The 24,639-nt window shown below is 60.1% G+C and carries 20 protein-coding genes; 3 read left to right on the forward strand and 17 right to left on the reverse strand.

Annotated features, from left to right (window positions below):
• Positions 1-62: 62 nt before the first annotated feature.
• A complete protein-coding gene (locus AFL22_RS01460; RefSeq protein WP_052270623.1) occupies positions 63-2,249 on the forward strand; it encodes an EAL domain-containing protein in 2,187 nt (728 codons plus the stop codon).
• Between the two features lie 108 nt (positions 2,250-2,357).
• Here AFL22_RS01460 and AFL22_RS01465 read toward each other — a convergent pair whose 3' ends face one another.
• From AFL22_RS01465 to AFL22_RS01475, 3 genes are read right to left on the reverse strand one after another with little or no spacing between them, the layout of a single operon-like run.
• Complete coding sequence (locus AFL22_RS01465) at positions 2,358-3,044, reverse strand: isochorismatase family cysteine hydrolase (protein WP_052270624.1); 687 nt, start codon at positions 3,042-3,044, stop codon at positions 2,358-2,360.
• Positions 3,025-4,341: a cytosine permease gene (locus tag AFL22_RS01470; protein WP_033778901.1), complete on the reverse strand. Its 1,317-nt coding sequence runs from the start codon at positions 4,339-4,341 to the stop codon at positions 3,025-3,027. The genes AFL22_RS01465 and AFL22_RS01470 overlap by 20 nt, the downstream gene beginning before the upstream one ends.
• Positions 4,338-5,774: an amidase family protein gene (locus AFL22_RS01475; RefSeq protein ID WP_052270625.1), complete on the reverse strand. Its 1,437-nt coding sequence runs from the start codon at positions 5,772-5,774 to the stop codon at positions 4,338-4,340. The genes AFL22_RS01470 and AFL22_RS01475 overlap by 4 nt, the downstream gene beginning before the upstream one ends.
• Positions 5,775-6,141: 367 nt before the next feature.
• On the opposite strand from AFL22_RS01475, the gene AFL22_RS23035 reads away from it, so the two are divergent.
• Positions 6,142-6,711 carry a hypothetical protein gene (locus AFL22_RS23035; RefSeq protein ID WP_072123792.1) on the forward strand — a complete coding sequence of 190 codons (570 nt, stop codon included), beginning with the start codon at positions 6,142-6,144 and terminating at the stop codon, positions 6,709-6,711.
• The gene (locus AFL22_RS01485) at positions 6,695-6,922 is read left to right on the forward strand and encodes a hypothetical protein (RefSeq protein ID WP_029519618.1); all 228 of its coding nucleotides are present in this window, start codon (positions 6,695-6,697) and stop codon (positions 6,920-6,922) included. Before AFL22_RS23035 ends, AFL22_RS01485 begins: the two co-directional genes overlap by 17 nt.
• 87 nt (positions 6,923-7,009) lie before the next feature.
• Here the strand turns inward: AFL22_RS01485 and AFL22_RS01490 are convergent, their stop codons facing one another.
• The 14 genes from AFL22_RS01490 to AFL22_RS01555 all read right to left on the reverse strand — a co-directional run bounded on the left by AFL22_RS01490 (position 7,010) and on the right by AFL22_RS01555 (position 24,613).
• Complete coding sequence (locus AFL22_RS01490) at positions 7,010-7,852, reverse strand: oxidoreductase (RefSeq protein WP_033758272.1); 843 nt, start codon at positions 7,850-7,852, stop codon at positions 7,010-7,012.
• A gap of 95 nt (positions 7,853-7,947) precedes the next feature.
• Positions 7,948-9,729, reverse strand: coding sequence for a thiamine pyrophosphate-requiring protein (locus AFL22_RS01495; RefSeq protein WP_033767679.1), 1,782 nt, complete (start codon positions 9,727-9,729; stop codon positions 7,948-7,950).
• A 62-nt stretch (positions 9,730-9,791) separates the two neighbouring features.
• Positions 9,792-11,750 (reverse strand): hydantoinase B/oxoprolinase family protein, encoded by a 1,959-nt coding sequence (locus AFL22_RS01500; protein WP_052270627.1) that lies wholly within the window; start codon positions 11,748-11,750, stop codon positions 9,792-9,794.
• A 1-nt stretch (position 11,751) separates the two neighbouring features.
• Positions 11,752-13,797 (reverse strand): hydantoinase/oxoprolinase family protein, encoded by a 2,046-nt coding sequence (locus AFL22_RS01505; protein ID WP_052270628.1) that lies wholly within the window; start codon positions 13,795-13,797, stop codon positions 11,752-11,754.
• Between the two features lie 18 nt (positions 13,798-13,815).
• Positions 13,816-14,262: a GNAT family N-acetyltransferase gene (locus AFL22_RS01510; protein ID WP_033772121.1), complete on the reverse strand. Its 447-nt coding sequence runs from the start codon at positions 14,260-14,262 to the stop codon at positions 13,816-13,818.
• Between the two features lie 270 nt (positions 14,263-14,532).
• Positions 14,533-15,045 carry an Lrp/AsnC family transcriptional regulator gene (locus AFL22_RS01515; RefSeq protein ID WP_010247853.1) on the reverse strand — a complete coding sequence of 171 codons (513 nt, stop codon included), beginning with the start codon at positions 15,043-15,045 and terminating at the stop codon, positions 14,533-14,535.
• A gap of 290 nt (positions 15,046-15,335) precedes the next feature.
• Positions 15,336-16,652, reverse strand: a complete 1,317-nt coding sequence (gene gabT / locus AFL22_RS01520; RefSeq protein ID WP_010670905.1) for a 4-aminobutyrate--2-oxoglutarate transaminase — start codon at positions 16,650-16,652, stop codon at positions 15,336-15,338.
• A 113-nt stretch (positions 16,653-16,765) separates the two neighbouring features.
• Positions 16,766-17,899, reverse strand: a complete 1,134-nt coding sequence (locus tag AFL22_RS01525; protein WP_033767683.1) for a M20 aminoacylase family protein — start codon at positions 17,897-17,899, stop codon at positions 16,766-16,768.
• Position 17,900: 1 nt separating this feature from the next.
• On the reverse strand, positions 17,901-18,827 hold the full coding sequence (locus tag AFL22_RS01530; protein WP_052270629.1) for a glyoxylate/hydroxypyruvate reductase A: 927 nt from the start codon (positions 18,825-18,827) through the stop codon (positions 17,901-17,903).
• Complete coding sequence (locus tag AFL22_RS01535) at positions 18,827-19,669, reverse strand: GNAT family N-acetyltransferase (RefSeq protein ID WP_052270630.1); 843 nt, start codon at positions 19,667-19,669, stop codon at positions 18,827-18,829. The genes AFL22_RS01530 and AFL22_RS01535 overlap by 1 nt, the downstream gene beginning before the upstream one ends.
• Before the next feature lie 11 nt (positions 19,670-19,680).
• Positions 19,681-21,012, reverse strand: a complete 1,332-nt coding sequence (locus tag AFL22_RS01540) for an FAD-binding oxidoreductase (protein WP_052270631.1) — start codon at positions 21,010-21,012, stop codon at positions 19,681-19,683.
• 135 nt (positions 21,013-21,147) lie between these two features.
• Positions 21,148-22,812: an ABC transporter ATP-binding protein gene (locus tag AFL22_RS01545; protein WP_033788375.1), complete on the reverse strand. Its 1,665-nt coding sequence runs from the start codon at positions 22,810-22,812 to the stop codon at positions 21,148-21,150.
• Positions 22,809-23,660, reverse strand: coding sequence for an ABC transporter permease (locus tag AFL22_RS01550; RefSeq protein WP_010247873.1), 852 nt, complete (start codon positions 23,658-23,660; stop codon positions 22,809-22,811). Before AFL22_RS01550 ends, AFL22_RS01545 begins: the two co-directional genes overlap by 4 nt.
• Positions 23,657-24,613, reverse strand: coding sequence for an ABC transporter permease (locus tag AFL22_RS01555; RefSeq protein WP_052270632.1), 957 nt, complete (start codon positions 24,611-24,613; stop codon positions 23,657-23,659). The genes AFL22_RS01550 and AFL22_RS01555 overlap by 4 nt, the downstream gene beginning before the upstream one ends.
• Between the last annotated feature and the right edge of the window lie 26 nt (positions 24,614-24,639).

Here is a 24,639-nt window from a genome sequence, read left to right on the forward strand (position 1 = left end):
GACGTTTTTGTGCAATCTGCTAATTTTTAAGCTGTTCCCCTGCTGCTGAGAAAAACAACAATATGATTAACACCCTTAAACTTTCCTCTGATTTTCGTCGCAGTTTCCTGCGTGAAGTCCTGGTGCCGCTCGTGGCTATCTTACTGCTGACGTTTGTAGGTGCAGGCGCTGCGCTCTTTGTTGGTACCTCACTCACCAATACAGAGGCCCGGCATCAGCAGCAACGGATGATTGAAGCCTCTTTTTCACAGAGTCTGAATGAGCATCTGCGCCAGCTGCGTAGCCTGTCGCGCTGGGGACCCTTTGAGCAGCATCTGGCAGAGGGCAACAGCAGCAGGTGGCTGGATGAGAACATTGGGCTGTGGCTGTATGAGATGTTCGGCCATCAGCTGATTCTGGTGCTGGACCAGCAAAATCAAAACGTCAGAGTCTGGCGCGAAGGCCAGCCGGTCTCTGCACCTGAAGATGACCCGCTGATTGGTGAGGTGCTGCAAAGCCCGCTGGTCAACGATCCGGTGCGCCAGGATAACGCCGATTATGCCCGTGTGACAAACCGTGCCGCCGCGCTGGCAGTGGGTAACATCCAGAGGGATGATAATGCCCTGCCGCGTTTCCGGCTGGTGAGCCTGAAATTTCTTGATGACGGCTATCTGGCGGGCCTGGCGGAACGCAATCAGCTGCAGGGACTGCACTTCTCCGACGGCACGCCACAGCCGGGAACCGGCGCGCGCTATCTGCTGATCGCCCAGGCGGGTGAAGCGGTTGGCTATCTGAACTGGATCCCCTCCCGTCCCGGTGCGCAGATGCTGCGCACCATCGGGCCATCTACCGGGCTGGCGGTACTGGCGATATCCCTGCTGTGCCTTTATATGGTGCGGCGACTCTGGAACTCGTCGGTGAACCTCTCGCAATCCATGCTCAGGCTCGGCGCGTCGGAGGCTCAGGCACAGCATCTGGCGTTTCATGATGTGCTGACCGGCCTGCCAAACCGCGCACTGGTCGAAGACCGCTTAACCCAGGCGCTGGCTCTGGCGACGCGCCACGATCAGCGGGTGGCGCTGCTGCTGATCGATCTCGACCGCTTTAAAACCATCAACGATACCCACGGTCATCACGCCGGAGATGAACTGATCATCGCGGTCGCACAGCGCCTGAGCCGTATTGTGCGGGCCAGCGATACGGTAGGACGCATCGGCGGTGATGAATTTATCGTGGTGATGCCAGATGTCGATAATATCGGCCAGGTGCATAGCCTGGCGCAGCGCATTATCGATGAACTGAGTGAGCCTTTTACGCTGTTTGGCAGCGATGTCTGGAGTGGTGCCAGTATCGGACTGGCGCTGGCACCCAAAGATGGGGTTGATCGGCTGGAACTGATGCGCAAAGCGGATATTGCGCTGTATGAGGCCAAAAGCGGCGGGCGCGGCACGTATCGTCAGTTTGAACGGGCGATGGATGAGTCGGTGCGGACCCGACAGACTATCGCTGCCGACCTGCGTACGGCGCTGCATACCCATCAGGGGCTGGAGGTGTGGTATCAGCCACTGATGGATATTGGCGGTCAGCAGATGGTGGGCATCGAAGCGCTGTTGCGCTGGCACCATCCGACCCGCGGCCTGATTGCGCCCGCTGAATTTATCGCGATTGCCGAAGAGACCGGCCTGATTATTCCGCTGGGCGAATGGGTGCTGGCTGAAGCCTGCGTCACTCAGCAGCGTTTTCCCGAACTGCTGGTGGCGGTCAACGTCTCGCCGGTGCAGTTTCGCTCTACAGGCTTTGTTGAGCGGGTGATGGCGATTGTCAGTCAGAACGGCGGCGATCCGGAGCGTCTGGAACTGGAGATCACCGAAGGGGTGTTAATCGAAGATGAACGTGAAGCACGCGCCATTATTGTGGAGCTGCGTGACGCGGGCTTCCGGATTGCGCTGGATGACTTTGGCACCGGTTACTCCAGTCTTAACTATCTCAGTAACTTTCCGGTGGATAAAATCAAAATCGATCGCTCATTCACCCAGTCACTGGGCGTAGCGGAAAATTCAGTGGCAATTGTTGAATCGGTGGTGAAACTGGGTCATGCCATGGGCCTGATGGTGACAGCAGAAGGCGTCGAGACGCCAGGGCAGATGTCTGCGCTGGCAGATGCAGGCTGTAATCAGCTGCAGGGCTATCTGTTCAGTCAGGCGGTGCCCGCCGATCAGCTCGCAGCACTGATGAAAACTATTGCGCCAGACAACGCGCAGCACGAGTGATCGCTGATGTGGAAAGCCTGAGCGCAACGTTGTGCTCAGGCTTTCCGGCTGCGTGATGCATCTGAGATCAGAAGATCAACATCACCCTTCACCCGTTGTTGCGGGAAATTAAACCCCCAGGCTATCCAGCAGCGCGGCAGAATGGGCGACCGCGCCAAAGATGCCGCCCTGCATATGGATCATGCTCAGCGCCGCCTCATGATGACGCTGCTCGGTCGCAGCACAGCAATCAGACAGCACAAGGCACTCAAAGCCGCGATCGTTGGCTTCGCGCAGCGTGGTGTGGACGCAGACGTCGGTGGTAATGCCGGTGAGGATCAGATTACGGATGCCGCGACTGCGCAATATCAGCTCCAGATCGGTGGCATAAAACGATCCCTTACCCGGCTTATCAATCACCACTTCACCCGGCAGCGGTGCCAGCTCCGGGATAATCTCCCAGCCCGGTTCACCGCGCACCAGAATACGGCCGCACGGTCCCTCATCCCCAATCCCGGCGTTCATTCGCCGCGAGCGCCAGCGTTTGTTGGCGGGCAAATCACTGAGATCGGGCCGGTGCCCTTCGCGGGTATGAATAACCGGAAACTGCCGGACGCGCATCGCCGCCAGCACCTGCTGCAACGGCGCGATGGGCGCGCGGGTCAGACTCACGTCATAGCCCATGCTGTCGACATAGCCGCCCACGCCGCAGAAGTCGGTCTGCATATCAATCACGATCAGCGCGGTATCAGCCGGCGTAAAAGTGCCGTCAAACGGCCAGGCATAGGGGGTTGAATTAACGCTGTAGTCGGGCATTGCTGTTCTCCATTACCGGGCGCGGCATGCGCATTCTGCTGATCACGCTGTAGCTGATGGCGGCGGTTACCAGACCAATAACCGCTTCACCAAATTGAGGGAAAGCGACGTGGGCGATCACCGCACACAGGCTGCCAATCGCCCAGGCGGCAAACGCAGTACCACGAAAACGCTGCGCCGGACGCTGCTCGCTGATGCGCGCCATAAAAATTAAATCCACGATCATCACCGCACCAAACGGCGGCACCACAATGCCAAGCAGGCTGAGCCACTCCAGGAAGTAAGACCAGACACCCGCCAGCGCCAGTACGCCGCCAATGGCACCCAGGATCAGCGTCCAGAGTCGCATTTTGCTGCTGAACAGATGACTGAAGCCCACCGCCCCGTTGTAGAGGCAGTGTGTGCAGACCGATCCGAGATTGATAAAGACAAACAGGCAGGCCACTACCGACAAAAAGGCGCTGTGCCCCATCAGCATCGGCAGGAAGTTGCCGCCATTGGTCAGCGGATCAACTGCTGCGCCCACGGCCACAATCACCACACCGAACAGGTAAGAGATGACGTTAGCGACCGGGAAGGCAGAGAACGCGGCGATCACCGCCGAGCGGCCATTCTTCGACCAGCGGGTAAAGTCAGCGGTCATGGTGCCGGAGTCAGCAAAACCGGCCACCACCATGGTGACGGCCGTGCCCATACTCATTGCACCGGCTGCGCTGGCGCTGCCCTTCCACTGCGTCACCACGGAGAAGTCGTGCTGCTTGCTAATCAGCCACAGCGCCACCATTCCCAGCACCACAAACAGCGGCGCGGCGATCATCCCCAGCACCGACAGCGCCCGCACGCCCAGGAACGTGATGCCGGTATAGAGGATCATGGCAAAGGCCGTCACCGCCAGCGCATTCCAGCCAAAGGTCTGATTAATGACCGTGCCAGTGAGGCCGGTCTGGAAGGCATACCAGCCGATCACCACCGTCGAGAGAAAACCCGAGACCAGGATGTAGCCTTTGCTGCCAAAAGTGCGTCTGGCCTGCAGGGCGAAATTCATTCCGCTGTTACCGGCGTACCAGCTCAGCGCGCCGACATAGGCGAACAGCACCAGGTTTCCCAGCAGAATGGCGATCAGCGCAGGCCAGAACCCCAGATGCCAGGTGATGATGCCGCCAAACAGTGCATTGGTGAGGATCATCGGAAATCCAAACCAGACGGCCGAGACGGAGCGGGTAGAATGACGGTGCGACAGCGGTACCGGCTCATGTTCAAACTCCTGCTCCAGCGCAGGCGTAGTAGACGTTTTCATTGGGCGATTCCGGGTTGAAGGTGATTCCACGGCTGAATGCGCTCGAAAGCGGCACTGGCAGCCAGCACTAAGGCATCATCAAGATGACGTCCGACAATCTGCAGACCGACGGGCAAGCCGCTGGCAGTAAAACCGGCGGGAACGGACGCGGCGGGCTGACCGGTGAAGTTGAACGGGTAGCAGAACGAGAGCCAGTGATCGCTGCGGACCATGCGGCCATCAATGATCTCCGGTCCCTGCATCCCCAGCGGAAACGGCGGCACCGCCAGCGTTGGGGTAATCAGCAGGTCAAAGCGCTGCATAAAGCGCCACAGGCAGTTGCTGACCGCTTTTCGGGTGGTGATGGCATCGGTGAAGTTTTCCGCCCGCCAGTCGCGCTGCAGCATGGCGACCAGATGCGGCGACATCTCGCTGCCCTGCTCCGCCAGCATCCGGCGCATACCGGTGAGATCGCTCTCCATCGCCACCAGCGCGCCAAAGGCCGCCGACGGATCAGGGAAGCCCGGATCGGCCAGTTCCAGTTCAGCACCGATTTCAGCGGCAAAACGCTGCACCGCCGCGCTGACCACTGCCCGCACTTCCGGGTCAACGGCCACATAGCCAAAATCCGCGCTGAAGGCGATGCGCAGTTTGCCTGGCAGATGGTGTGGCGCACCCAGCCAGTCGACATCGCTGCAGGGAATCGAGTGGCGATCGCGCATATCTGGTCCGGCCATCAGTGACATCATCAACGCGGCATCGCGCACGCTGCGCGTCATCGGACCGATGTGCTCCAGTGACTCCCAGCTCGACACGCCGGGGTAGCGTTCATCACGACAGCCGGGCCAGAGCGGCACCCGGCCCATCGACGCCTTGAAGCCGAAAATACCGCAGTGCGCCGCCGGAATGCGTACCGACCCGCCGCCGTCGCTGCCCAGTGCAATCGGGCAGAGCCGCGCCGCCACCGCCGCACCCGAACCAGCGCTGGACCCTCCTGGCGTCATGCTCAAATCCCAGGGATTCCGTGGCGACGGAAACAGCGGATTGTGCCCGACCCCGCTGTAGCCAAACTCCGGTGCGGTGGTTTTGCCAAGCAGAATGGCGTCGGCGGCCAGCAACCGTTCCACCGTGATGTCATCATCTTCCGGCACGAAATCTTTGTACGCCACCGAACCGGAGGTGGTTCTGACGTTTGCGGTGCAGATTAAATCCTTCACCGCCAGCGGTACGCCCGCCAGCGCGCCCAGTGTTTCTCCGCGTGCCCGTCGGGCATCCACGGCTCTGGCCTGTGCCATCGCCAGTTCAGGCGTCGGGGTACAAAAAGCCTGTATCGCCGGTTCCCGCTGTTCCATCCGCGCCAGCGCCGCCACGGTCAGCTCGCACGCCGACACGTCCCCGCTGCGAATCAGAGCGGCCATCGTGGTGGCATCTTCGTCTAATAAGGAGTCAAACATGGGTTACCTCGCCAAAAGTGTACCTGTCAGCTAGTGCATGAAGCGTGCCAGTTAGCGGTGAATCAACCGGTCTGAGGTGGGGATGCCAGATGGAATACGGGCTGGGATACAAGATCGAATTCTTATGATGCCAGGTGCAGGCGGCTGTTTATTTTTCCAGCACGATGATGGCGCAGGGCTGCGCGATAAGGGGGCGTAATAGCTGAATGGTTTGCGGGCTGGTTTATAAAACGATGTCGGTTATCAGCAACAGCGGCCGATATGCTGGAATGAATAACCACATTTTTACCAGGGATGTTTGACCGGTCTGAGCAGGCACTAAAAAATCACGGCTTAAAAATTCACATGCAGCCTGCAGGGATGATAAGTGCGCATTGAAGAAGATATTTATCTCGAAAACTACGAAATCAGACGAAAAAGATTCATTTATGATCGTCAGGTTTATCACAGCTACGTGTTTGTTGTCGGTAATGAGACTTACACCGTCATCGTTGGCGACCGGATAGATGAACAGACCTTTAACCGCATCGGATACCGGATGCCACCCGGTATCGCCTTTCCGGTTAACGGGCTGGCTGAAGTCTGTTTTGACGTGTTCGATGGTCTGGAGTGCCTGGGCGATTTCCGCCATATCAGCTTTGCAGGATTAGGCAGTGCTGTCGTTTTCAAAAGCGTACTCCTGGCGTTAATGGCACACCATGAAAGCTTCTTTATAGGCGGTTTTGTTTTCCAGGCTGCATCAGGAGAGATCGTTGACCGCAATCGCCCGACACCCCTTGAGGAGATCTACGATGCTTTGCTTGGGTTAAAAAATGAACTACGCTACAATCGCCGGACAGGGTTGCCAAAGAAAGCGCCGCAACCTTTAATCCCGGACTGTTTCCGGGCTTATAAAGTAGTGACTACAGGGAGAGCTTACTATGTCGTTTTACAATAAACACGATGAAACAACCCCTTTGGCTCCGGTCGAAACCAGGTATAAGGAGTTAAGGGCACTATTGATTGCTGAATGGCTGGCCAGACCCGATCTGCCCGCCATTAAAGCCCAGTTAGCTCAGAGGAAAAAACGCTCGTCGTCTGCCCTGTTACGCCGCAAGTTGAAAGAGCTGAATGCGCGCGAAATGCAGAAAGCTAAGATCAGCGCTTAACGCTTAAAGGCCCGATAACGGGCCTTTCGTATTTTTATCAACTTCTGGCTCACTCGCGGACGGCTTTCCGCCACCCGCAACTCACCTCTACTCCGGAAAATCCGTCTCCACCGACGTCTGTTTCCACGCTTCGATCTCAGCCAGCCGCTCTTTAAGCTTACTGGTTACGGCATCATGGCCCCAGGCACCCATCACCAGATGGCGTGGCGGGTTATCATGCTCAGTGATGGCAATCATCGCCGTGGCGGCCCGCGCCGGATCGCCCTTCTGCGTGCCGCTGTACTCGGCGGTGGCTTTCATGCGCGCGGCTGCGGTCTCTGCATAGTCCGGCAGCGTGCTCGGCGTCTGATGCAGTGAGCGTCCGGCCCAGTCGGTGCGGAACGGACCTGGCTCGACACAGGTGACGCGAATGCCCAGCGGTCCCGCTTCCAGCGCCAGCGAATCTGACCAGCCTTCCACCGCATGTTTGCTGGCAGAGTAGTAGCCTGAGCTGGCAAAGCCAATTAAGCCTGCCACCGAGGTAATGTTGATAACGTGGCCGCTGCGCGCCTTTCTCATCGCGGGCAGCACGGCGCGGGTCAGGGCAAACAGGCCAAAGACGTTGGCGTCAAACTGCGCGCGGATTTCGCTTTCCACACCCTCTTCCACCGAGCTCTGATAGCCGTAACCGGCGTTGTTTACCAGCACATCAATGGTGCCGAACCTGTCCAGTGCCACTTTGACGGCCTGGTCGATGCTCGCCTGGTGGGTCACATCCAGCGCTACTGCCAGCGCGTTGTCGTGTCCCTCAACCAGATCGGCAATGGAAGAGGTATCACGTGCCGTCACGACGACCTTAAAACCACGCGCGATGGTCTGCTGCGCCAGTTCACGACCAAATCCGGTCGAACATCCCGATATTAACCAGACAGGGCTGGAGTGAGCAGTCATGGTAAGACTCCCGTTGATGATGAAGTGACTGGAGACCCGGACGCGAGTGCATCCGGGATTTAAGGTTAGCGAGGCGCGACCGCCCCACTTAGCCCTTAATGCTTTTTATTGAACAGCTGGCTGGCGGTGTCGCTGATGATCTGTGCCGCACCGCGATCGCCTTTCACCATCGACGCCATAAAGGCTTTCGCCTGTTTAAAGGTGATGTGCGGCGGTAACGGGGCAACTTCCGGATCGGTTTTCACCTCCAGCAATACCGGGCGATCGGCGCTGAGCGCACGCTGCCAGGCCGCCGCCAGATCGTCAGGATTATCGACAAAAATACCGACCATCCCCAGCGACTGCGCAAACTCGGCATACTTCACGTCCGGCAGTTGCTGCGAGGCGTCAAAGCGGGGATTGCCCTCCATGACCCGCTGCTCCCAGGTGACCTGATTGAGATCCTGGTTGTTGAACACGCAGACGATCAGGCGTGGATCGGCCCACTGCTGCCAGTATTTCTGGATGGTGATCAGCTCCGCCATATTGTTCATCTGCATCGCACCGTCACCCACCAGCGCCACTACCGGTTTATCGGGATGGGCAAATTTTGCGGCAATCGCATAAGGCACCGCCGCGCCCATACAGGCCAGGCCACCGGAGAGCGAGGCGCGCTGACCCTGCTTAACCCGATAGTCGCGGGCGAACCAGTTGGCACAGGAACCAGAGTCCGAGGTGACAATGGCGTTATCCGGCAGTTGTGGCGACATCTCCCACACCACCCGCTGCGGGTTGACCGGATTAGCCGGTGCCATGGCGCGCTCTTCCATCAGCGTCCACCAGTCGCGCACCTGAAGCGCAATATCTTCCTGCCAGCTGCGATCCTCTTTATGCTCCAGCAGCGGCAGCAGGGCGCGCAGGGTTTCAGCCGCATCGCCATGCAGGTTCACTTCGCTAGGATAGCGCAGGCCGAGCATGGCGGGATCGATGTCTATCTGCACCGCACGCGCCTTGCCCTCTTCCGGCAGGAACTCCGTCCACGGGAAGCCGCTGCCGATCATCAGCAGGGTGTCGCAGTTCTGCATTAAATCGGATGAGGGCTTCGTGCCCAGCAGGCCAATCGAACCGGTCACAAACGGCGCATCGTCCGGCAGCACATCTTTGCCCAGCAGCGCTTTTGCCACGCCCGCACCCAGCACATTGGCGACCTGTACCACCTCGACGGCGGCGTTACGTGCGCCTGCGCCAATCAGAATCGCCACTTTTTTGCCGGCGTTCAGCACCTCAGCGGCGCGTTGCAGATCCGCTTCATAAGGGATCACTTTGGGACGCTGATAGCCGCTGCCGGAATGGGTAAAACCGTGCAGATGCTGCGGCGGCTGCCACTCTTCATCCTGAATATCTTTAGGGATGATGATCACCGCCACGCCGTTTTGCGCTTTGGCGATGCGCACGCCCCGGTCGAGCAGATGGCGAACCTGGGTTGAAGTCGAAGCTTCCTGAACGAAGTTGGCAACGTCCGAGAAGATGCGATCCAGGTTCATCTCCTGCTGATAACTGGAGCCGCGCGCGGTCGCTTCCGCCTGTCCGGCAATCGCCAGCACCGGGGCATGATCCATTTTGGCGTCATAGAGTCCCGTCAGCAGATGGGTCGCGCCGGGCCCGCCGGTAGAGAGGCAGACGCCCAGCTCACCGGTGAATTTGGCGTGTCCGGCCGCCATAAAGGCCGCCATCTCTTCGTGGCGTACCTGAATAAATTCGATGCCGTCGCCTTTGGCGTTAGCACGCTGAATGGCGCCCAGCACCCCATTGATGCCATCTCCCGGATAGCCATAGATGCGTGTGACGCCCCACTCTTTCAGGCGCTGGACAAAAAAATCACTGGTTTTCATGCTCATCGTCGCGTTTCCCCTTGTAGTCCATGCAGACTTAAAGCGTAGTAGACGATGGGCAATCGCCGTTAATTGTTCGCCATTGCCGGGTATCGCTGACGCAAATCACTGAATATTTGTGCCATATCCGCCGTTTCGCCTATCTCTGCCACCGCCCGGAATACCTGGGTTTTCAGGAAGTGACGCCAGCTCACCGGCGCGCTTGCCAGAAAGGCGGTCAGTAACTGATAACGCTGTGGCGTCCAGAGCGTTTCGAAGCGACTCCGTGCTTCGCCGTGCTCAAAATGGTGCGCAGCCTGCTGCGGCATCGTGGTGCGCAGGTACTCCGTTGCTGCCCGATCCACGTGGTGATCAACCACCACCACGCCATACTGCGTCCTGGCTGCCGCGACGCTGAGATAACCGCAGCGCACATCCTGCATCACCGCATCGGCATCGCGCTGTGTCGGCAGGCCATAACCGCCCGCGCCGGGTCCGCGCACTTCAACCACATCACCCGGCAGGCATTGGATCACATCAGTGTTGCCGTGATTGATGACCTCACCGTCGCGCCGGGTACGGAAGTAAGAGAGCGCCCCACTCTGGCCGCCGACGACGCCCGCCGAGGCAAACACCGATCGGTTACGGTTGCGCGCGGTAATGGTGGTATTGGGCGAGAAAATCTCAAATGCCATTTCGGTGGCTAAACCGCCGCGATAGCGACCGGCTCCGGCGCTGTCCTGGGCCAGTCCGTAGCGATGAAAGCGGATCGGCACTTCCGCTTCGTTGATCTCAATTGGGGTGTTTTTCAGAAAGGCTGAAAGACCGCCGGAGCCGTCAGGCCCGTCGTGACGCGGCGTGCCGCCCGCGCCGCCGCCCACCGGACCCAGCGAGGCAACCACGCTGCGATTCTGCGTCTGGGTACGGATGTTCATGATTGAGTTGCCGCCCGGTGAATTCGCGGGCAAACGCTCCGGCATCGCCAGCGAGAAGACGCCGATAGTGGCAATCTGCGACAGTGCACAGGTCAGCGAGCGCATCCCTACCGCTGCGGGCGCTTCACAGTTCATGACCGTGCCAGGCGGCAGGATTGCCCGGGTGGGTCGCAGCGTACCGGCGTTAAGCAGCAGTGAACGGTCCAGCGTAGAGAGCACATAGGTAACACCCACCAGCGCCAGCGGATGCCGCTCACGTCCGCCAGTCGGCATATTCAGCGACGAGGCCAGCTGCGGATCGCTGCCGGTGTAGTCCAGCTCCAGCTGATCGCCCTGCACCCGCAGAGTAATGGCGATACGGCAGGGATAACCGCCCTCGCCATCTTCATCGGCGTAGTCGGCATAGAAGTATTCCCCGTCGGGAATGGTTTTGATAATGCTGCGCGCCTGCGCTTCGGCGTAATCGAGAATGCCCTCAATGCCCTGCAAAAAATCGGCGATGCCAAAGCGGGCAATAATGTCGTGGATTTTACGCTCGCCGACGTTCACCGACGCCAGCTGGGCTTTGAAATCGCCCCAGTTCTGATCCGGCACCCGCACATTGAGCCGCATGATGCTGGCGACCTCTTCGTTGAGCTGACCCTGCCGCATGATCTTCAGCGGCGGGATGCGAATCCCCTCCTGCACGATATCGGTCAGCGAGCGCGACAGCGAGGCAGGCACCGCGCCGCCGACGTCGGTGTTATGAATGTGGCCCACCACGAAGCAGACAATTTCACCCTGGTGGAACACCGGTTTCCAGATGTGGATATCGGGCGAGTGGGTCGCCACGTTGCCGGCGTAGGCGTCGTTGGTAATGCAGATGTCGCCGTCAGCATACTCTTCAATCAGCGCCAGTACCGGCGCATAGTCGATGCCGCTGTACCAGGGGGCGCCGAAGCTGCGCGGCGAGGCGAACGCCAGGCCGCTGCGGCTGACAATCTGGCAGGAGAAATCTTCCGTCTCTTTCACAAAGGTGGAGTGCGCCGTGCGCATCAGGGTAAAGGCCATCGCATCGGCAGCCGCGGCGCAGTAGTTCGCCAGGATCTGTAAGTTACGTCCATCAATCGCCATGTTATGCCTCGTTCGCCGTGATCAGCAGATTACCGAATGAATCGACCGTGACGCCCATGCCGGGCGGCACGCAGGTGGTGCAGTCATCCTGGGCGATGATGACCGGGCCACTGAGCTGATGTCCGGCACGCAGCACTGAACGCAGCACTAAATCAACCTGATGCCAGCCGCCGTCGATCCACGCCCTGGTCTGTTTCAGTACCGGCACCGGTTCCGTGGCCGGAGCCAGTGGGTTAATCACCGGTTTCGGCGTCGGTGAGGCAATCACCAGCCGCAGGTTGATCAACTGCACCAGCGCCTGCGGGTCAAAGTGACCAAACAGCTGCTGGTGCTGGCGATCAAAGGCGTCATGCAGCGCAGTGAAATCCGCCTGCGCCAGCCAGTTCGCCTCCAGCGGTACGTCGATCTCAAACGACTGACCGCGATAGCGCATATCCGCGCTGAACTGCAGGCTGTAAGGCATGTCGCTGCCGTGCTCCTGTGCCAGCCAGCCACAGGCGCGCTGCTGTAATGCTTCGGCTTCACTGGCCAGGGTGTCGGCCAGGGCGGGCGTCAGATCGCCGTAGAGTGTGCGGATAAAGTCGTTACGAATGTCCGCCACCAGCCCGCCCAGCGCGGACAGCACGCCCGGCGTCGGCGGCACAATCACCCCTTTCATATTCAGTTCGCGGGCCAGAAAGCAGCCCATCATCGGACCCGCTCCGCCAAAGGCGAGGAACCAGAATTCACGCGGATCGAGACCAAAGCGCGACAGCAGCCCGCTGGTGTCGCTGTACATGCTGGAGATCGCCAGCTGGATGGCGGTTTCTGCCGTTTCCTGCACCGTGACGCCAAGCGCATCCGCCAGCGGCTGCCAGGCCGCACAGGCGGCGTCCACATCAACAGTGACGGCGTTATAACCCAGCGCGCCATGGCCCATCATGCCGCAGGCGGCGAACGCATCGGTGGCAGTGGGTTGCGTGCCGCCGCGCTGGAAGCAGACCGGGCCAGGCAGCGATCCGGCACTGTCCGGGCCCATCTGCAGCACGCCCTGACCATCGATCCACGCCAGCGAGCCGCCGCCCTGACCCACCGAAGTGACGGCGACAGAAGGAATAAAGATCGGGAAATCCCCGATGATTTCGCCGTTGCCCTGTGCCACTTTGCCGTCGATGATCACCGCCACGTCGGCGCTGGTGCCACCGATATCCAGGCTGAGGATTTTGTCAAAACCACAGGCGCTGGCGAGATAGCTGGCACCAATCACCCCGGATGCGGTGCCGGAGAGCACCATCTGCACGCATTCGCGTTTCGCCTGATCGACGCCCATCACCCCGCCGTTGGATTTGGTGATGCGTGGCGGCGGCCTGACGCCGAGCCGTTGCAGCGCCTGCTCAAAGGATTCCAGGTAGTGGATCACCATCGGCTGCACGTAGGCATTAATGGTGGCGGTAATGGTGCGTTCATATTCACGGATGATCGGCCAGATGTCAGCGGAACAGGAGGTCAGCAGCTCGGGTGCCACCTCGTCGATAATCGCCTTCACCGCCGCTTCATTGTGCCGGTTGCGATAGCTGTGCAGCAGCGACACCACAATGCCCTGACAGCCTGCGGCGCGTGCCTGAGCGATTGCGTCGAGCACGCTCTGACGATCAGGCGGTTGCAACACGTTGCCGTGCGCGTCGCTGCGTTCACGGATGGCAAACACCCGATCGCGGGTGATCAGCGGAGCAGGACGCCGGGAGAAAAGATCGTGGATATGCGGAATTTTAAGCCGGGCCAGCTCCAGGACATCGCAGAAGCCCTCCGTGGCGAACAGTGCCAGCCGCACGCCGCGCCGCTGGATCACCGCGTTAATACCTACCGTGGTGCCGTGGGTGAAGTAGCCAATCTCAGCGGGGTCAATACCCTGATGCTGCTGAAACTGCGCCAGCCCGGTAACGATTTCGCTGCCTGGCTGATCCGGTCGTGACAGGACTTTCAGGGTGTGAATCTGGTTCGTTTGCTGATCGAGCACGGCGAAATCGGTAAAGGATCCGCCAATATCCACGCCAACGCGGTATCGCATATCGGGGTAACTCCAGTGTCAGGAAGGGGGAAATTCCATCAGTGCCTCGGGATGCTGCACCACACGCCAGCCGAGCCGCTGATAGACCTGATGGGCATCCTGGGTTGAGAGCATCCAGCGATGCACCGTTTGCAGCTCCGGGTGTTCACGGACGCAGGTTGCCAGCCAGCTGCCCAGCCCGTGACCGCGCCAGTTTTCATCAATCATCACGTCGCACAGCCAGCCAAACCGGGTGTAGTCGGTGATGAGGCGGGCAAAACCAATCTGTCTCTGCTGGTGATAGAGGCCAAACGGCAGCGAACCGGCAATCGCCCGCACGGTTTTGGCCAGCGGCTGGCCTTTGGCCCAGTAGGACTTCTCCGCCAGCTGGATGTGGATCCACGCCAGGTCGAGCCGCTGGCGGCTGGTGGAGACAGTGAACGCCTCGCGCTGCCACTGCTGGTCAGCAATCTGTAATGAGTCCATGACAACTCCTTGTATCGGTTGAAAACAGTGTAAAAGGGTTCGCCCAACGGTTGAGGCTGTAGCGCGCTACAGAACCGGTTGTTGCGACTGAATTTTGCGTCATGAAGAAATTTTATGCTGAGGGGGCATCTTGCAGATTAACGGGAGAAGTGAAGCGGATGGGCGAACATAAGTGCGGCTGGTGTGAATCGCGAAAGAGCAGACAGATACAGGCAGGTGACGGCCCTCTCTCCACCGGTAAACATGGCGAGGGCGACGCCTGGCCGCCCGTTACACGCCGAACTCCACCGAATTGTGCTTGCCGATCAGCGATCGCAACGGCACGCTGCTTTTCATGATCGGGGATTTGATCACGATATAGCTGAAGTATTTATCGATGCCGATCTGAGCGTCGAGCATCTTCTCAATCACTTCCTGGTAATGTTCAATGCTGCGGGTAATAAAGCGCAGCAAATAGTCATAGCCGCCGGTAATCAGATGGCACTCCATCAGCTCATCGACGTCGCGCATCGCACTTTCAAATTTCATAAAGTCTTCGCGGCGATGGCCTGACAGAGTGACTTCGGTAAAGACCGTCACCGAATCGGTAATGCGGGTGAGATTAATGTGCGCTTCATAACCGGTGATAAAACCAGCCTGTTCCAGACGTTTGACCCGTTGCAGACAGGGACTGGGCGAAAGGCCTACGGCGTCGGCGAGGTTAACGTTGCTGATACGGCCATCTTTCTGGAGTTGCACCAGGATGTTGATGTCGATGCGGTCGAGTTTCATTAAGCCGTTCATAGCACCCCCCTCATTGTCAGAGCCTGTCCCGCCAGGCGTCATTGTTGCAGGCAGTCTGGAGACGGACAGCGCGCAACAACCGGCGCGTACATGGCGTACGTGAGGATTGTAAGCACTGACCAGGTTCAGACTGACAAATGAAATAGCCTGATGGGATAGACGCTTAATTAAATGTGCAGAACCTCCCGAAGGTATATCACGCTTTACCGTAAACGCGCCAGCGCTTCGCAGTGGTTATACCAGCGGGAGATTTTCAAATTACTTTAACAATATCAATGAGGAATCGCACTTTACCCCAACCGGCCTGTGGCGCGGGCCAGCGCAATATCGAAGATATGCAGAGCCTCTTCCAGCTGTGAGTCGGTAGTGACCAGCGGCGCCAGGAAACGGATGGTGTTGCGATGCAGGCCGCATTTGATCAGCAGCAATCCTTCCTGACAGGCGCTGTCGAGGATCTTCTGGGTTAAGGCCGCATCCGGGCGACCGGTTTCGAAATCGAGGATCTCCACCGCCTGCATAAAGCCCACGCCGCGGACGTCACCGATGCAGGCATATTTATCCGCCAGTTGCCGCAGTCGTGCATTGAGTTGCTCACCAAGCTGGCAGGAGCGCTGCAACAGGTTTTCCTGCTCAAACAGATCCAGTACCGCCAGCGCCGCCGCACAGGCCAGTGCGTTGCCGCCATAAGTACCGCCTAACCCGCCAGGCGTCGGTGCATCCATGATCTCTGCACGCCCCACCACGCCGGAAATCGGCAGACCGCCGCCAAGGCTTTTCGCCAGCGTGACTAAATCGGGTTTAATACCCAGTTGCTGGAAGGCGAACATCGTGCCGGTACGCCCGAAGCCGGACTGGATTTCATCACAAATCAGCAGAATACCGTGCTGGCTGGTGATGCGACGCAGCGCCTGCATAAATGCCGGGCCAGCGGGCAGGAAGCCGCCGTCACCCTGAACCGGCTCAATGATAATCGCCGCGACCCGCTCCGGCAGGATCTGCACCGCAAACAGCTGATCCAGCGCTTTCAGGCAGTCCGCTTCAGTAATACCGTGCAGCGGGTTCGGGAAGGGCAGACGGTAAATATCGCCGGGGAACGGGCCAAAATTCTGTTTGTAAGGCGCGGACATGCCGGTCAGGGTGATACCCAGCAGGGTGCGGCCATGAAACGCACCATCAAAAGCGATAATGCCAGAGCGCTGGGTGTGTGAGCGGGCAATCTTCACCGCATTTTCCACCGCTTCGGCGCCGCTGGTAAAGAAGACGCTTTTGTACGCCTCATCGCCGCCCACCAGTTTGTTCAGCCGCTGCGCCAGCTCGATGTAGCCCGGATAGGCCACCACCTGAAAGCAGGCATGAGACACCAGACCGAGCTGGCGGGTCACCGCATTGACCACCGCCGGGTGATTGTGGCCGACATTCAGCACCCCGATGCCGCCGACAAAGTCGAGATAGCGATTGCCCTCCACGTCCCACACTTCACTGCCTCTGGCGCGTTCGATCACCAGCGGATGGGCGGTAACTACGCCGCGCGGCACGTTCTGCTCGCGTGCATCCAGTAACAGGCTGTTATCGGAGTATGCTTGCTGCTCTGCCATGACATTCTGCATTTTAAACCCTCATCCACGTAACGTTCGGTTGGCTCAAGTATCGCAACCCGCTGGTTTGTCACGCTGCCGTAATTCCTCAGACAGCGGCATTTCCTGTCAAAATCCTGCGGCATTCAGCAGGGAAATTTCTCTGCCAGCGCCTGACGAATCAGCGTGACAAAAACGTTAACGCCATGCGGGATCAGCGCATCGTTGAAGTCGTATGCAGCATGATGCAGCGGCTTGCAGGGTGCCGACCCCAGCCACAGATAGGCACCGGGCCGCGCCTGCAGCATAAAAGCAAAATCTTCTGAGGTAAGTGCGGGCTGGGGCGCGGCCTCAGCCTTAATGCCCGCCTGCGTCAGCGCCTGCAGGCAAAACTGCGCTTCAGCATTACTGTTCAGGGTCGCCGGGTAGTAGCGCAGATAGCTGACCTCTGCGTGCAAACCGTGGGCGGCGGTGATGTGCTCCGCCATCTGACGCAGTCGTGCTTCAATCGTCGCCTGCGCTGCAGGGCTGAAAGTGCGCACCGTGCCGGTGATGTTCGCCTCCGCCGGGATCATGTTGTGCGAAAAGCCGCCCTGCATCCGGGTGACGGTGAGCAGCGCCGTTTCGCACGGATCCAGCGCGCGTGAGACCAGAGTATTCAGCTGCACCACCAGCTCGCTGGTCGCCAGCAGAGTATCGCGCGTCAGATGCGGCTGCGCGGCATGACCGCCTCCGCCCAGTACCCGGATATCAAAACGGTCAGCCGCTGCCATGATCGCGCCAGGGCGGGTCTGTACCTGGCCGAGCGGCAGTTCCGGCCAGTTGTGAATGGCGTAGACCGCCTCGCAGGGAAAGCGGCTGAAGAGGCCATCGTCAATCATCGCCTTTGCGCCCGCCAGCCCCTCTTCGGCGGGCTGGAAGATAAAGCAGACGCTGCCATCAAAGCTGACGTCGCGCGCCAGTTTTTCTGCGGCTCCCAGCAGCATCACGGTGTGACCATCGTGGCCGCAGGCGTGGCTCACCTGCTCCGCGCGGCTTTGCCAGTCGGTGCCGCTCTGATCCTGCATCGGCAGCGCATCCATATCAGCCCGCAGGCCAATCATGCGTTCACTGCTGCCCTTTTTCAGTATCCCGACCACGCCGGTTTTACCGATGCCGCGATGCACCTCAATGCCCAGCTGTTGCAGAAAGTTCGCCACGATGTCGCTGGTGCGCTGCTCCTGAAAGCCCAGTTCCGGGTGCGCATGCAGGTCGCGGCGCAATGCCACCAGATGTTCCATCTTAATATCCTCGCGAACGGTCAATCTCACCGTGCAGCGGCTCGCCACGCTGATAGCGCCGCAGATTTTCCAGCAGTGCCGCAATGGCGCTCTCATTCTGCGTCTGGCTGGCGATGTGGGGTGTGAGCCAGATGGCGGGATGGTGCCAGAAGGGATGATCCGGCGGTAACGGCTCCGGGTCGGTCACATCTATCACGGCGGCACGGAGCTGCCCGCTCTCCAGCGCCTGCAGCAGATCGTCCTGATTCAGCTGGGGGCCGCGCCCGGCCTGCACCAGCGCCGCGCCCTGTGGTAGCTGATTAAACAGGGTGCGGTTAAGCAAACCCTGTGTGGTGTCAGTCAGCGGCAGCAGGCAGACCAGAATCTCGCTGTGCGCCAGAAACGCCCCGAGCTGATCGTCACCGTGCCAGCAGCGGACGCCGGGAATCTGGCGCGGTGTGCGGCTCCAGCCAGCGCAGTCAAAGCCCAGCGCCACCAGCTGTTGCAATGCGGCCTGGCCCAGTTCGCCCAGCCCCATGACGCCTACCCGACGCTGCGCGGCAGGTAATACCGCGTGTGTCAGCCACTGCTGCTGGCGTTGCTGATGAAAATAGCGCGGCATGTCGCGATGCAGGCCGAGTACCGCGAAGGTGACATACTCCACCATGCCCTGGGTCAGGCCTGGCTCGATCATCCTGATCACCGGCAGGTCGGGCGGCAGCGCGCCAAGGTCAAACTGATCGGCCCCGGCACCCACGGAGAACAGTAGTTTCAGCCGGGGGAAAAGCACGGTGATGTCAGCCGGTGGCTGCCAGGCGACCAGCGCCTCAACCTGCTCTGGATCGCCGGTCTCAGGCCAGATATGCAGCTGAATGTCAGGCGCATGCGCTGCCAGCCAGCGCTGCCAGATGCGGCCACGTTCCGGCTCCGATTTATAGACGATATGCATCAGGCCATCGCCTGCGTCATCAGTCCAAACGCCTGCATACCCTGCGGCGTCCAGGGCGTGCCGCGCACCATAGTCGCAGGCGCATCGACCTGAGGGATGCCGAGGCTTTGTAGCCAGGCGGCCATCGGCAGAGAGGCATCGGTGTCAATGCGCAGAAATTCCCCCTGCAGCGACTGCATCAGCGAGGCGACCAGCGCCTGGGCTACCGCGAAGTCTCCCGCGATGATCGGGCCTATCGCCCAGCCGTGACCAAAGCGGCGCAGGCTGGCGAAGCCCTGAATTTGCTGATGGTCATCCTGCAACAGCACCGTCTGGCAGTCGCGCAGCAGGTGGTCGAACAGTGCCGGACGATGCATGCCGTGCGCCTGCTGATCCAGCGTCACCAGTGTGGCGTGATCGGCCAGTATTGCCGGACGCAGCTGCAGTCCCGCCGGGATCACGACGTCTGGAAGGGTGGTCACTTCGCGGGTCTGGTGCTGGCGAATTTCACCGCAACTGACAAACCCAAGTTTTTCATACAAACCTTTGCCCATTTCGGTGGCGTGCAGACGCACGTTACAGTCGGGTAATTTTTCCAGTTGCGCCAGCATCAGCTGTTTGCCCAGGCCGCGCCCCTGCTGCTGGTTATCGACGATTACCAGTCCCAGCGTGGCGGCGTGCTCGCCCCAGCGCCAGAGCACCGCGCTCGCTATCAGCTTGCCCTGCTCTTCAATCACCGTACCCTCGCCCAGCTGCAGCGCCAGCTGCCAGTCTTCACGTCGGTGGGGCCATTTCAGTGCCTGCGTTAAGGTGAAACAGTGGTCGATATCGTCCGGCGTCATTGCGCGTATTTTCAGGCTCATTGCAGGTCTCCTTACATCATGCCTGGCGTTTCAAGTCCGCTGCCGTCAACCAGACGGCTGTAGCGATAAGGGGTGGGATCAACAACTGGCGTGGCTTCGGTCGTCAGATCGGCTGCCAGTCGTCCGGCACCCGGTCCGATACCGAAGCCGTGGGCGCTGTAGCCCGCCGAGAGCACCAGCCCCGGCAGTTTCGCCACGGTGGAGATCACCGGAATCGCGTCCGGGGTGCTGTCAATCATGCCGCCCCAGGACTGCGCCAGCCGCAGGTTCGCCAGCGCCGGGTATTCACGCCGCATCGCCGCCAGTCCCTCTTCCACGATCGTTGCATCGGCTGCCGGATCGAGAATGCGCATGCGCTCAAACGGCGACTCGCAGTCAAATGCCCAGCCACCCATCGCTTCCGGGCCATTGAAGAACGGCGACAGGCCAAGATTCAGGGTGAGATTCTTGCGGCGGCTTTTAAAGGTCGGATAGAACTGGCGGGCATAGCGCAGCCCCTGCGCGCCAGGTTCCAGCCGACCGCGACCCGAGACGGAGACGGTGTAACTGCCGTCCATTTGTGGCCGACAGGCAAATCCAGGTGTGTAGAGTGGCATGGCAATCGCCTGCTCAATGGGCTGCGTGCGGAAGGCGGTACCAATCACGTTGCCCAGCGGCAGATCGATACCGTGACGACGGCAGAACATGGAGGTCCAGGCCCCGGCGGCACAGATCACCCGGCTGGTTTTGATCAGGCCGCGCTCGGTCCAGACGCCGCTGACCCGTCCGGCGGCGATATCCAGCCCGCGCACCGCGCACTGCTGAAACAGCAGTGCGCCTTTTTTCAGCGCGCCCGCCACCAGCCCGGGCGCGGCCAGCCGTGGTTCGGCGTGACCGTCGGTAGGCGCTGAGAGACCGCCCCGCCAGCTTGTGGTGCTGCCGGGCGTCATCGCTTTGGCCTGCTCCGCCGTGAGAATCGAACTGCGCACGCCATAGCCTTTTGCCATCTGGATCCACTTATCCCAGGCCGCGATGTCCGACTCTTCCTGCGTGGCGTAAACCAGCCCGCTGCGGCGGAAACCCAGCTCTTCGCCGGTTTCATCGTTAAGCTCACCCCAGCGTTGCAGCGCATAAATAATCAGCGGCAATTCACGTTCATCGCGGTTCTGCTGGCGACACCAGCCCCAGTTACGGCTCGACTGCTCCGCTCCTACCAGGCCTTTTTCGATTAGCACGACCTTCAGTCCCTGCTTCGCCAGCTCCCAGGTGGCGGCGGCTCCGGCGATACCGGCGCCAATCACCACTACATCGGCGGAATCGGGAAAATTCGCACTGTCCTGTACATAACGAATCGGTGCAGGCATAACAAGACTACCTCTGTTGTCAGTATCTGGTCTGGCACAGGGCGATATCGCCGCGGTGCCTTGACCCGTGCCGCCCGCGCAGTACATCAGTGCTGTGCAGGCGGATTAATCAGGGTGCCCGTTGCTTCAGGCAACTCACTCTGCTTTTAAAATCTCTTCATGCTCATCCAGCCAGCCCTGACGCAGCTCCGGCACCGCGCGTTTCAGCCGCTCGAAATACAACTCGCTGGTCGGCTTGTCGTAGTCGCTGCGCGCCAGCTGGGTGACGATACGACCGCTCTTCATCACTACGATTTCATCACATACCGCGCGTACCGCATGCATGTCGTGGCTGATGAAGATCACCGAGAGTCCCAGTTCGCGGCGCAGTTCGCTGATTAAGTCGAGGACGGCAGCGGCAACCACTGTATCCAGCGCCGAGGTCACTTCATCACACAGAATCAGATCCGGCTCAGCCGCCAGTGCGCGCGCCAGATTGACGCGCTGCTTCTGCCCGCCGGAGAGCGCCCAGGGACGCCGCCACAGCACGCTGCGCGGGAGCTGCACCAGATCCAGCAGCTGATAAAGCCGCTGCTGTCGGGCCGCACCGCTCAGACCGTGAAACAGCGTCAACGGACGCGACAGGATGCGTTCAACGCTGTGGGCCGGGTTCAGCGCGGTGTCTGCCATCTGGAACACATACTGAATGCGGCGCAGCTCATTGTCAGGCCGTTTTTGCATATCGCCCGAGATGTAGTGGCCGTTAAACAGAATATGGCCGTGGCTTGGAGCGTTGAGTCCGGCTATGGCATGCGCCAGAGTGGTTTTGCCTGAGCCTGACTCACCGATGATGCCAATCGCCTGCCCTTTCCACAGCCTGAGATTGATATCCTCCAGAATGCGTATTTTCGGGTAGCCATCGCTGCCACGCGGACCATAACCTGCGCTGAGGTCGCGCACCTCAAGCAGCGGCTGAATATCGGCGGCAACCGGGCACCAGTTGCTGGGCCGCTCTTTCTGCCGCGCCGCCTCCATCAGTAAGCGGGTGTACTCCGCCTGCGGTGCGCCGATCAGATGCGCGGTGCTGCCATACTCCGCCATTTTGCCGCGCAGTAGCACCAGTATCCGGTCTGCCATCTGCGCCACCACGGCTAAATCGTGACTGACGTAAATCGCCGTGACGCCGCGCTGCACCACCACGCGGCGAAACGCCTTCAGCACTTCCACCTGCGTGGTCACATCCAGCGCGGTAGTAGGTTCATCAAGGATTACCACGTCAGGATCGCCAATCAGCGCCATCGCCGTCATCAGACGCTGCAACTGACCGCCCGACACCTGGTGCGGGAAGCGGTCACCAATGGTCTCGGGGTTGGGCAGCGCCAGTTCGCGGAACAGCTCAATCGCTTTGGCTTTTGCCGCTTTGCGGGTCAGGGTGCCGTGGATAACCACCGGCTCAATCACCTGGTCGAGGATCTTCATGCCCGGATTAAACGACGCTGCCGCGCTCTGGGCGATATAGGCGACTTTGTTGCCACGGAAAGCGCGCAACTGCCCCGGCGTCAGGCTGTTAACGTCGGTGCCGGCAACGTGAATGTTGCCGTCGGCGATGCGACACCCGCTGCGGGCGTAACCCATCAGCGCCATCGCGATAGTGGTTTTACCTGAGCCGGATTCGCCAATCAGCGCCAGCACTTCGCCCTTCTGCACGGTAAAGTGAATGTCGGAAACCAGGTCGATCTCTTCGCCGCGATCGGTCTGCGCAGTGACGCGCAGTTTATCCACCGAAATCACCGGCATGGCGGTATGTGGTGTCACGTTCATGCTCCCTCCTTCGCCAGCGTCATCGGACGCATCGCCTGCAGGCTGTCAATAAACAGGTTGGCGCCAATGGTCAGGCTGGCAATCGCCAGCGCGGGCATCAGCACCGCAGGCGAGCCGTCAAACAGCCCCTGCATATTTTCACGCACCAGCGTGCCCCAGTCGGCGTAGGGCGGCTGAACACCCAGACCGAGGAAGCTCAGGCCGCTCAGCAGCAGCACGATGTAGACAAAGCGCAGACCAAAGTCAGTCAGCATCGGGTGCACCATATTGGGCAGGATATCGTGAATGGCGATATACCAGCGGCTTTCGCCCCGCAGCCGTGACGCCCGGACGTAGTCCATGCTGCGTAGCGAGCTGGCCATGGCAAACGCGATACGGAATGCGCCCGGCCAGTAGGTGAAGACCGCCGTGAGGATCAGCATTGGCAGTGAGGAGCCAAATACCGCGACTATCATCAGCGACAGCACTTTACCCGGCAGTACCAGCAGCGCGTCGTTGACGCGGCCCAGTACCTCCTCCAGCCAGCGCCCCGCCACCGCTGCCAGCAGCGCCAGCAGCGTGCCGATCAGGCTGGCCAGCAGCGCCGCACTCAGCGCCAGACCGATAGAGAACTTCGCGCCATAGAGAATGCGGCTCAGCATGTCGCGCCCAAGGTAGTCGGTGCCTAACAGGTTATCGGACGTCAGGCCGCCCATCAGCGGGCCGCCGCCGATGTCATCAATGCTGTGCGGGGCCAGCGGGGTGCCGAATACCGCCATCAGCAGCCAGAACAGCGACATGATCAGACCCAGCCGTCCCGACCAGGAGAGCGACTGTAAGAAACGCCAGGGCAACGAGAGAATATTCATGCGCTTCTCCATTTCGGGTTAAAGGCGATAGTCAGAATGTCTGCCGCCAGCAGCAGGACCAGATAGCAGGCGGCGAACAGCATCACGCAGAGCTGCACCACCGGCAGGTCGCGGTTACTGACCGCATCCACCAGCTGGCTGGCGAGACCGGGATAGCTGAAGATGGTTTCGATGATGATTACCCCGCCAAACAGATAGGAGAGGCTGAGTGAAATGGCATTGGCGATGGGGCCGACCGCGTTAGGCAGTGCGTGACGCAGCACCGCTCTCAGCGGTGAAACCCCTTTCAGCAGCGCCATCTCCAGATAAGGACTGTCGAGCTGGTTGATAATGGCTGCCCGCGTCATACGTGCCATCTGCGCCACCAGCACGCAGCAGAGTGTCAGCACCGGCAGCGCATAGGCTTTGAGGTAACTCAGCAGGTCGCTATCCGGGCTGCCGAACGACATCGCCGAGACCCAGTGCAGCTTGACGGCAAAAATCAGCACCGCCACCGTCGCCACCAGAAACTCCGGCACGGCAACCGTCGCCATGGTGCCGATGACCAGCGCCCGATCGAGCCGGGAACCGCGATTCATCGCCGCAATAATGCCGATAATCAGCGCCAGCGGCACGCAGATCAGCGTGGTGATACCCGCCAGTTCAAAGGTGGCGGGAATGCGCTGCGCCACCAGCTGCGCGACCGGCAAATGGCTGGCAAACGAGGTGCCAAAGTCGCCCTGCACCATGCCTGTCAGCCAGTGGAAGTAGCGCATCAGCAAAGGCTGATCGAGACCCAGCTGCTGCCGTAACGCCGCCACCGTTTCCGGCGTGGCGTTCTGGCCGAGGATCATCTGCGCTGCGTCGCCCGGCAGCAGGCTGGTGATGAAAAACACCACCGCCGAGACGATAAGCAAAGTCAGGATGCCGGCGCCAATTCGCCGGGCAATCAGGAACAGCATGTATCGGTTCATCGGCGTACTCCTTCCTCAAATAACGT

Source organism: Pantoea sp. CFSAN033090 (genome assembly GCF_001264395.1).
Taxonomy (GTDB): Bacteria; Pseudomonadota; Gammaproteobacteria; order Enterobacterales; family Enterobacteriaceae; genus Pantoea; species Pantoea agglomerans.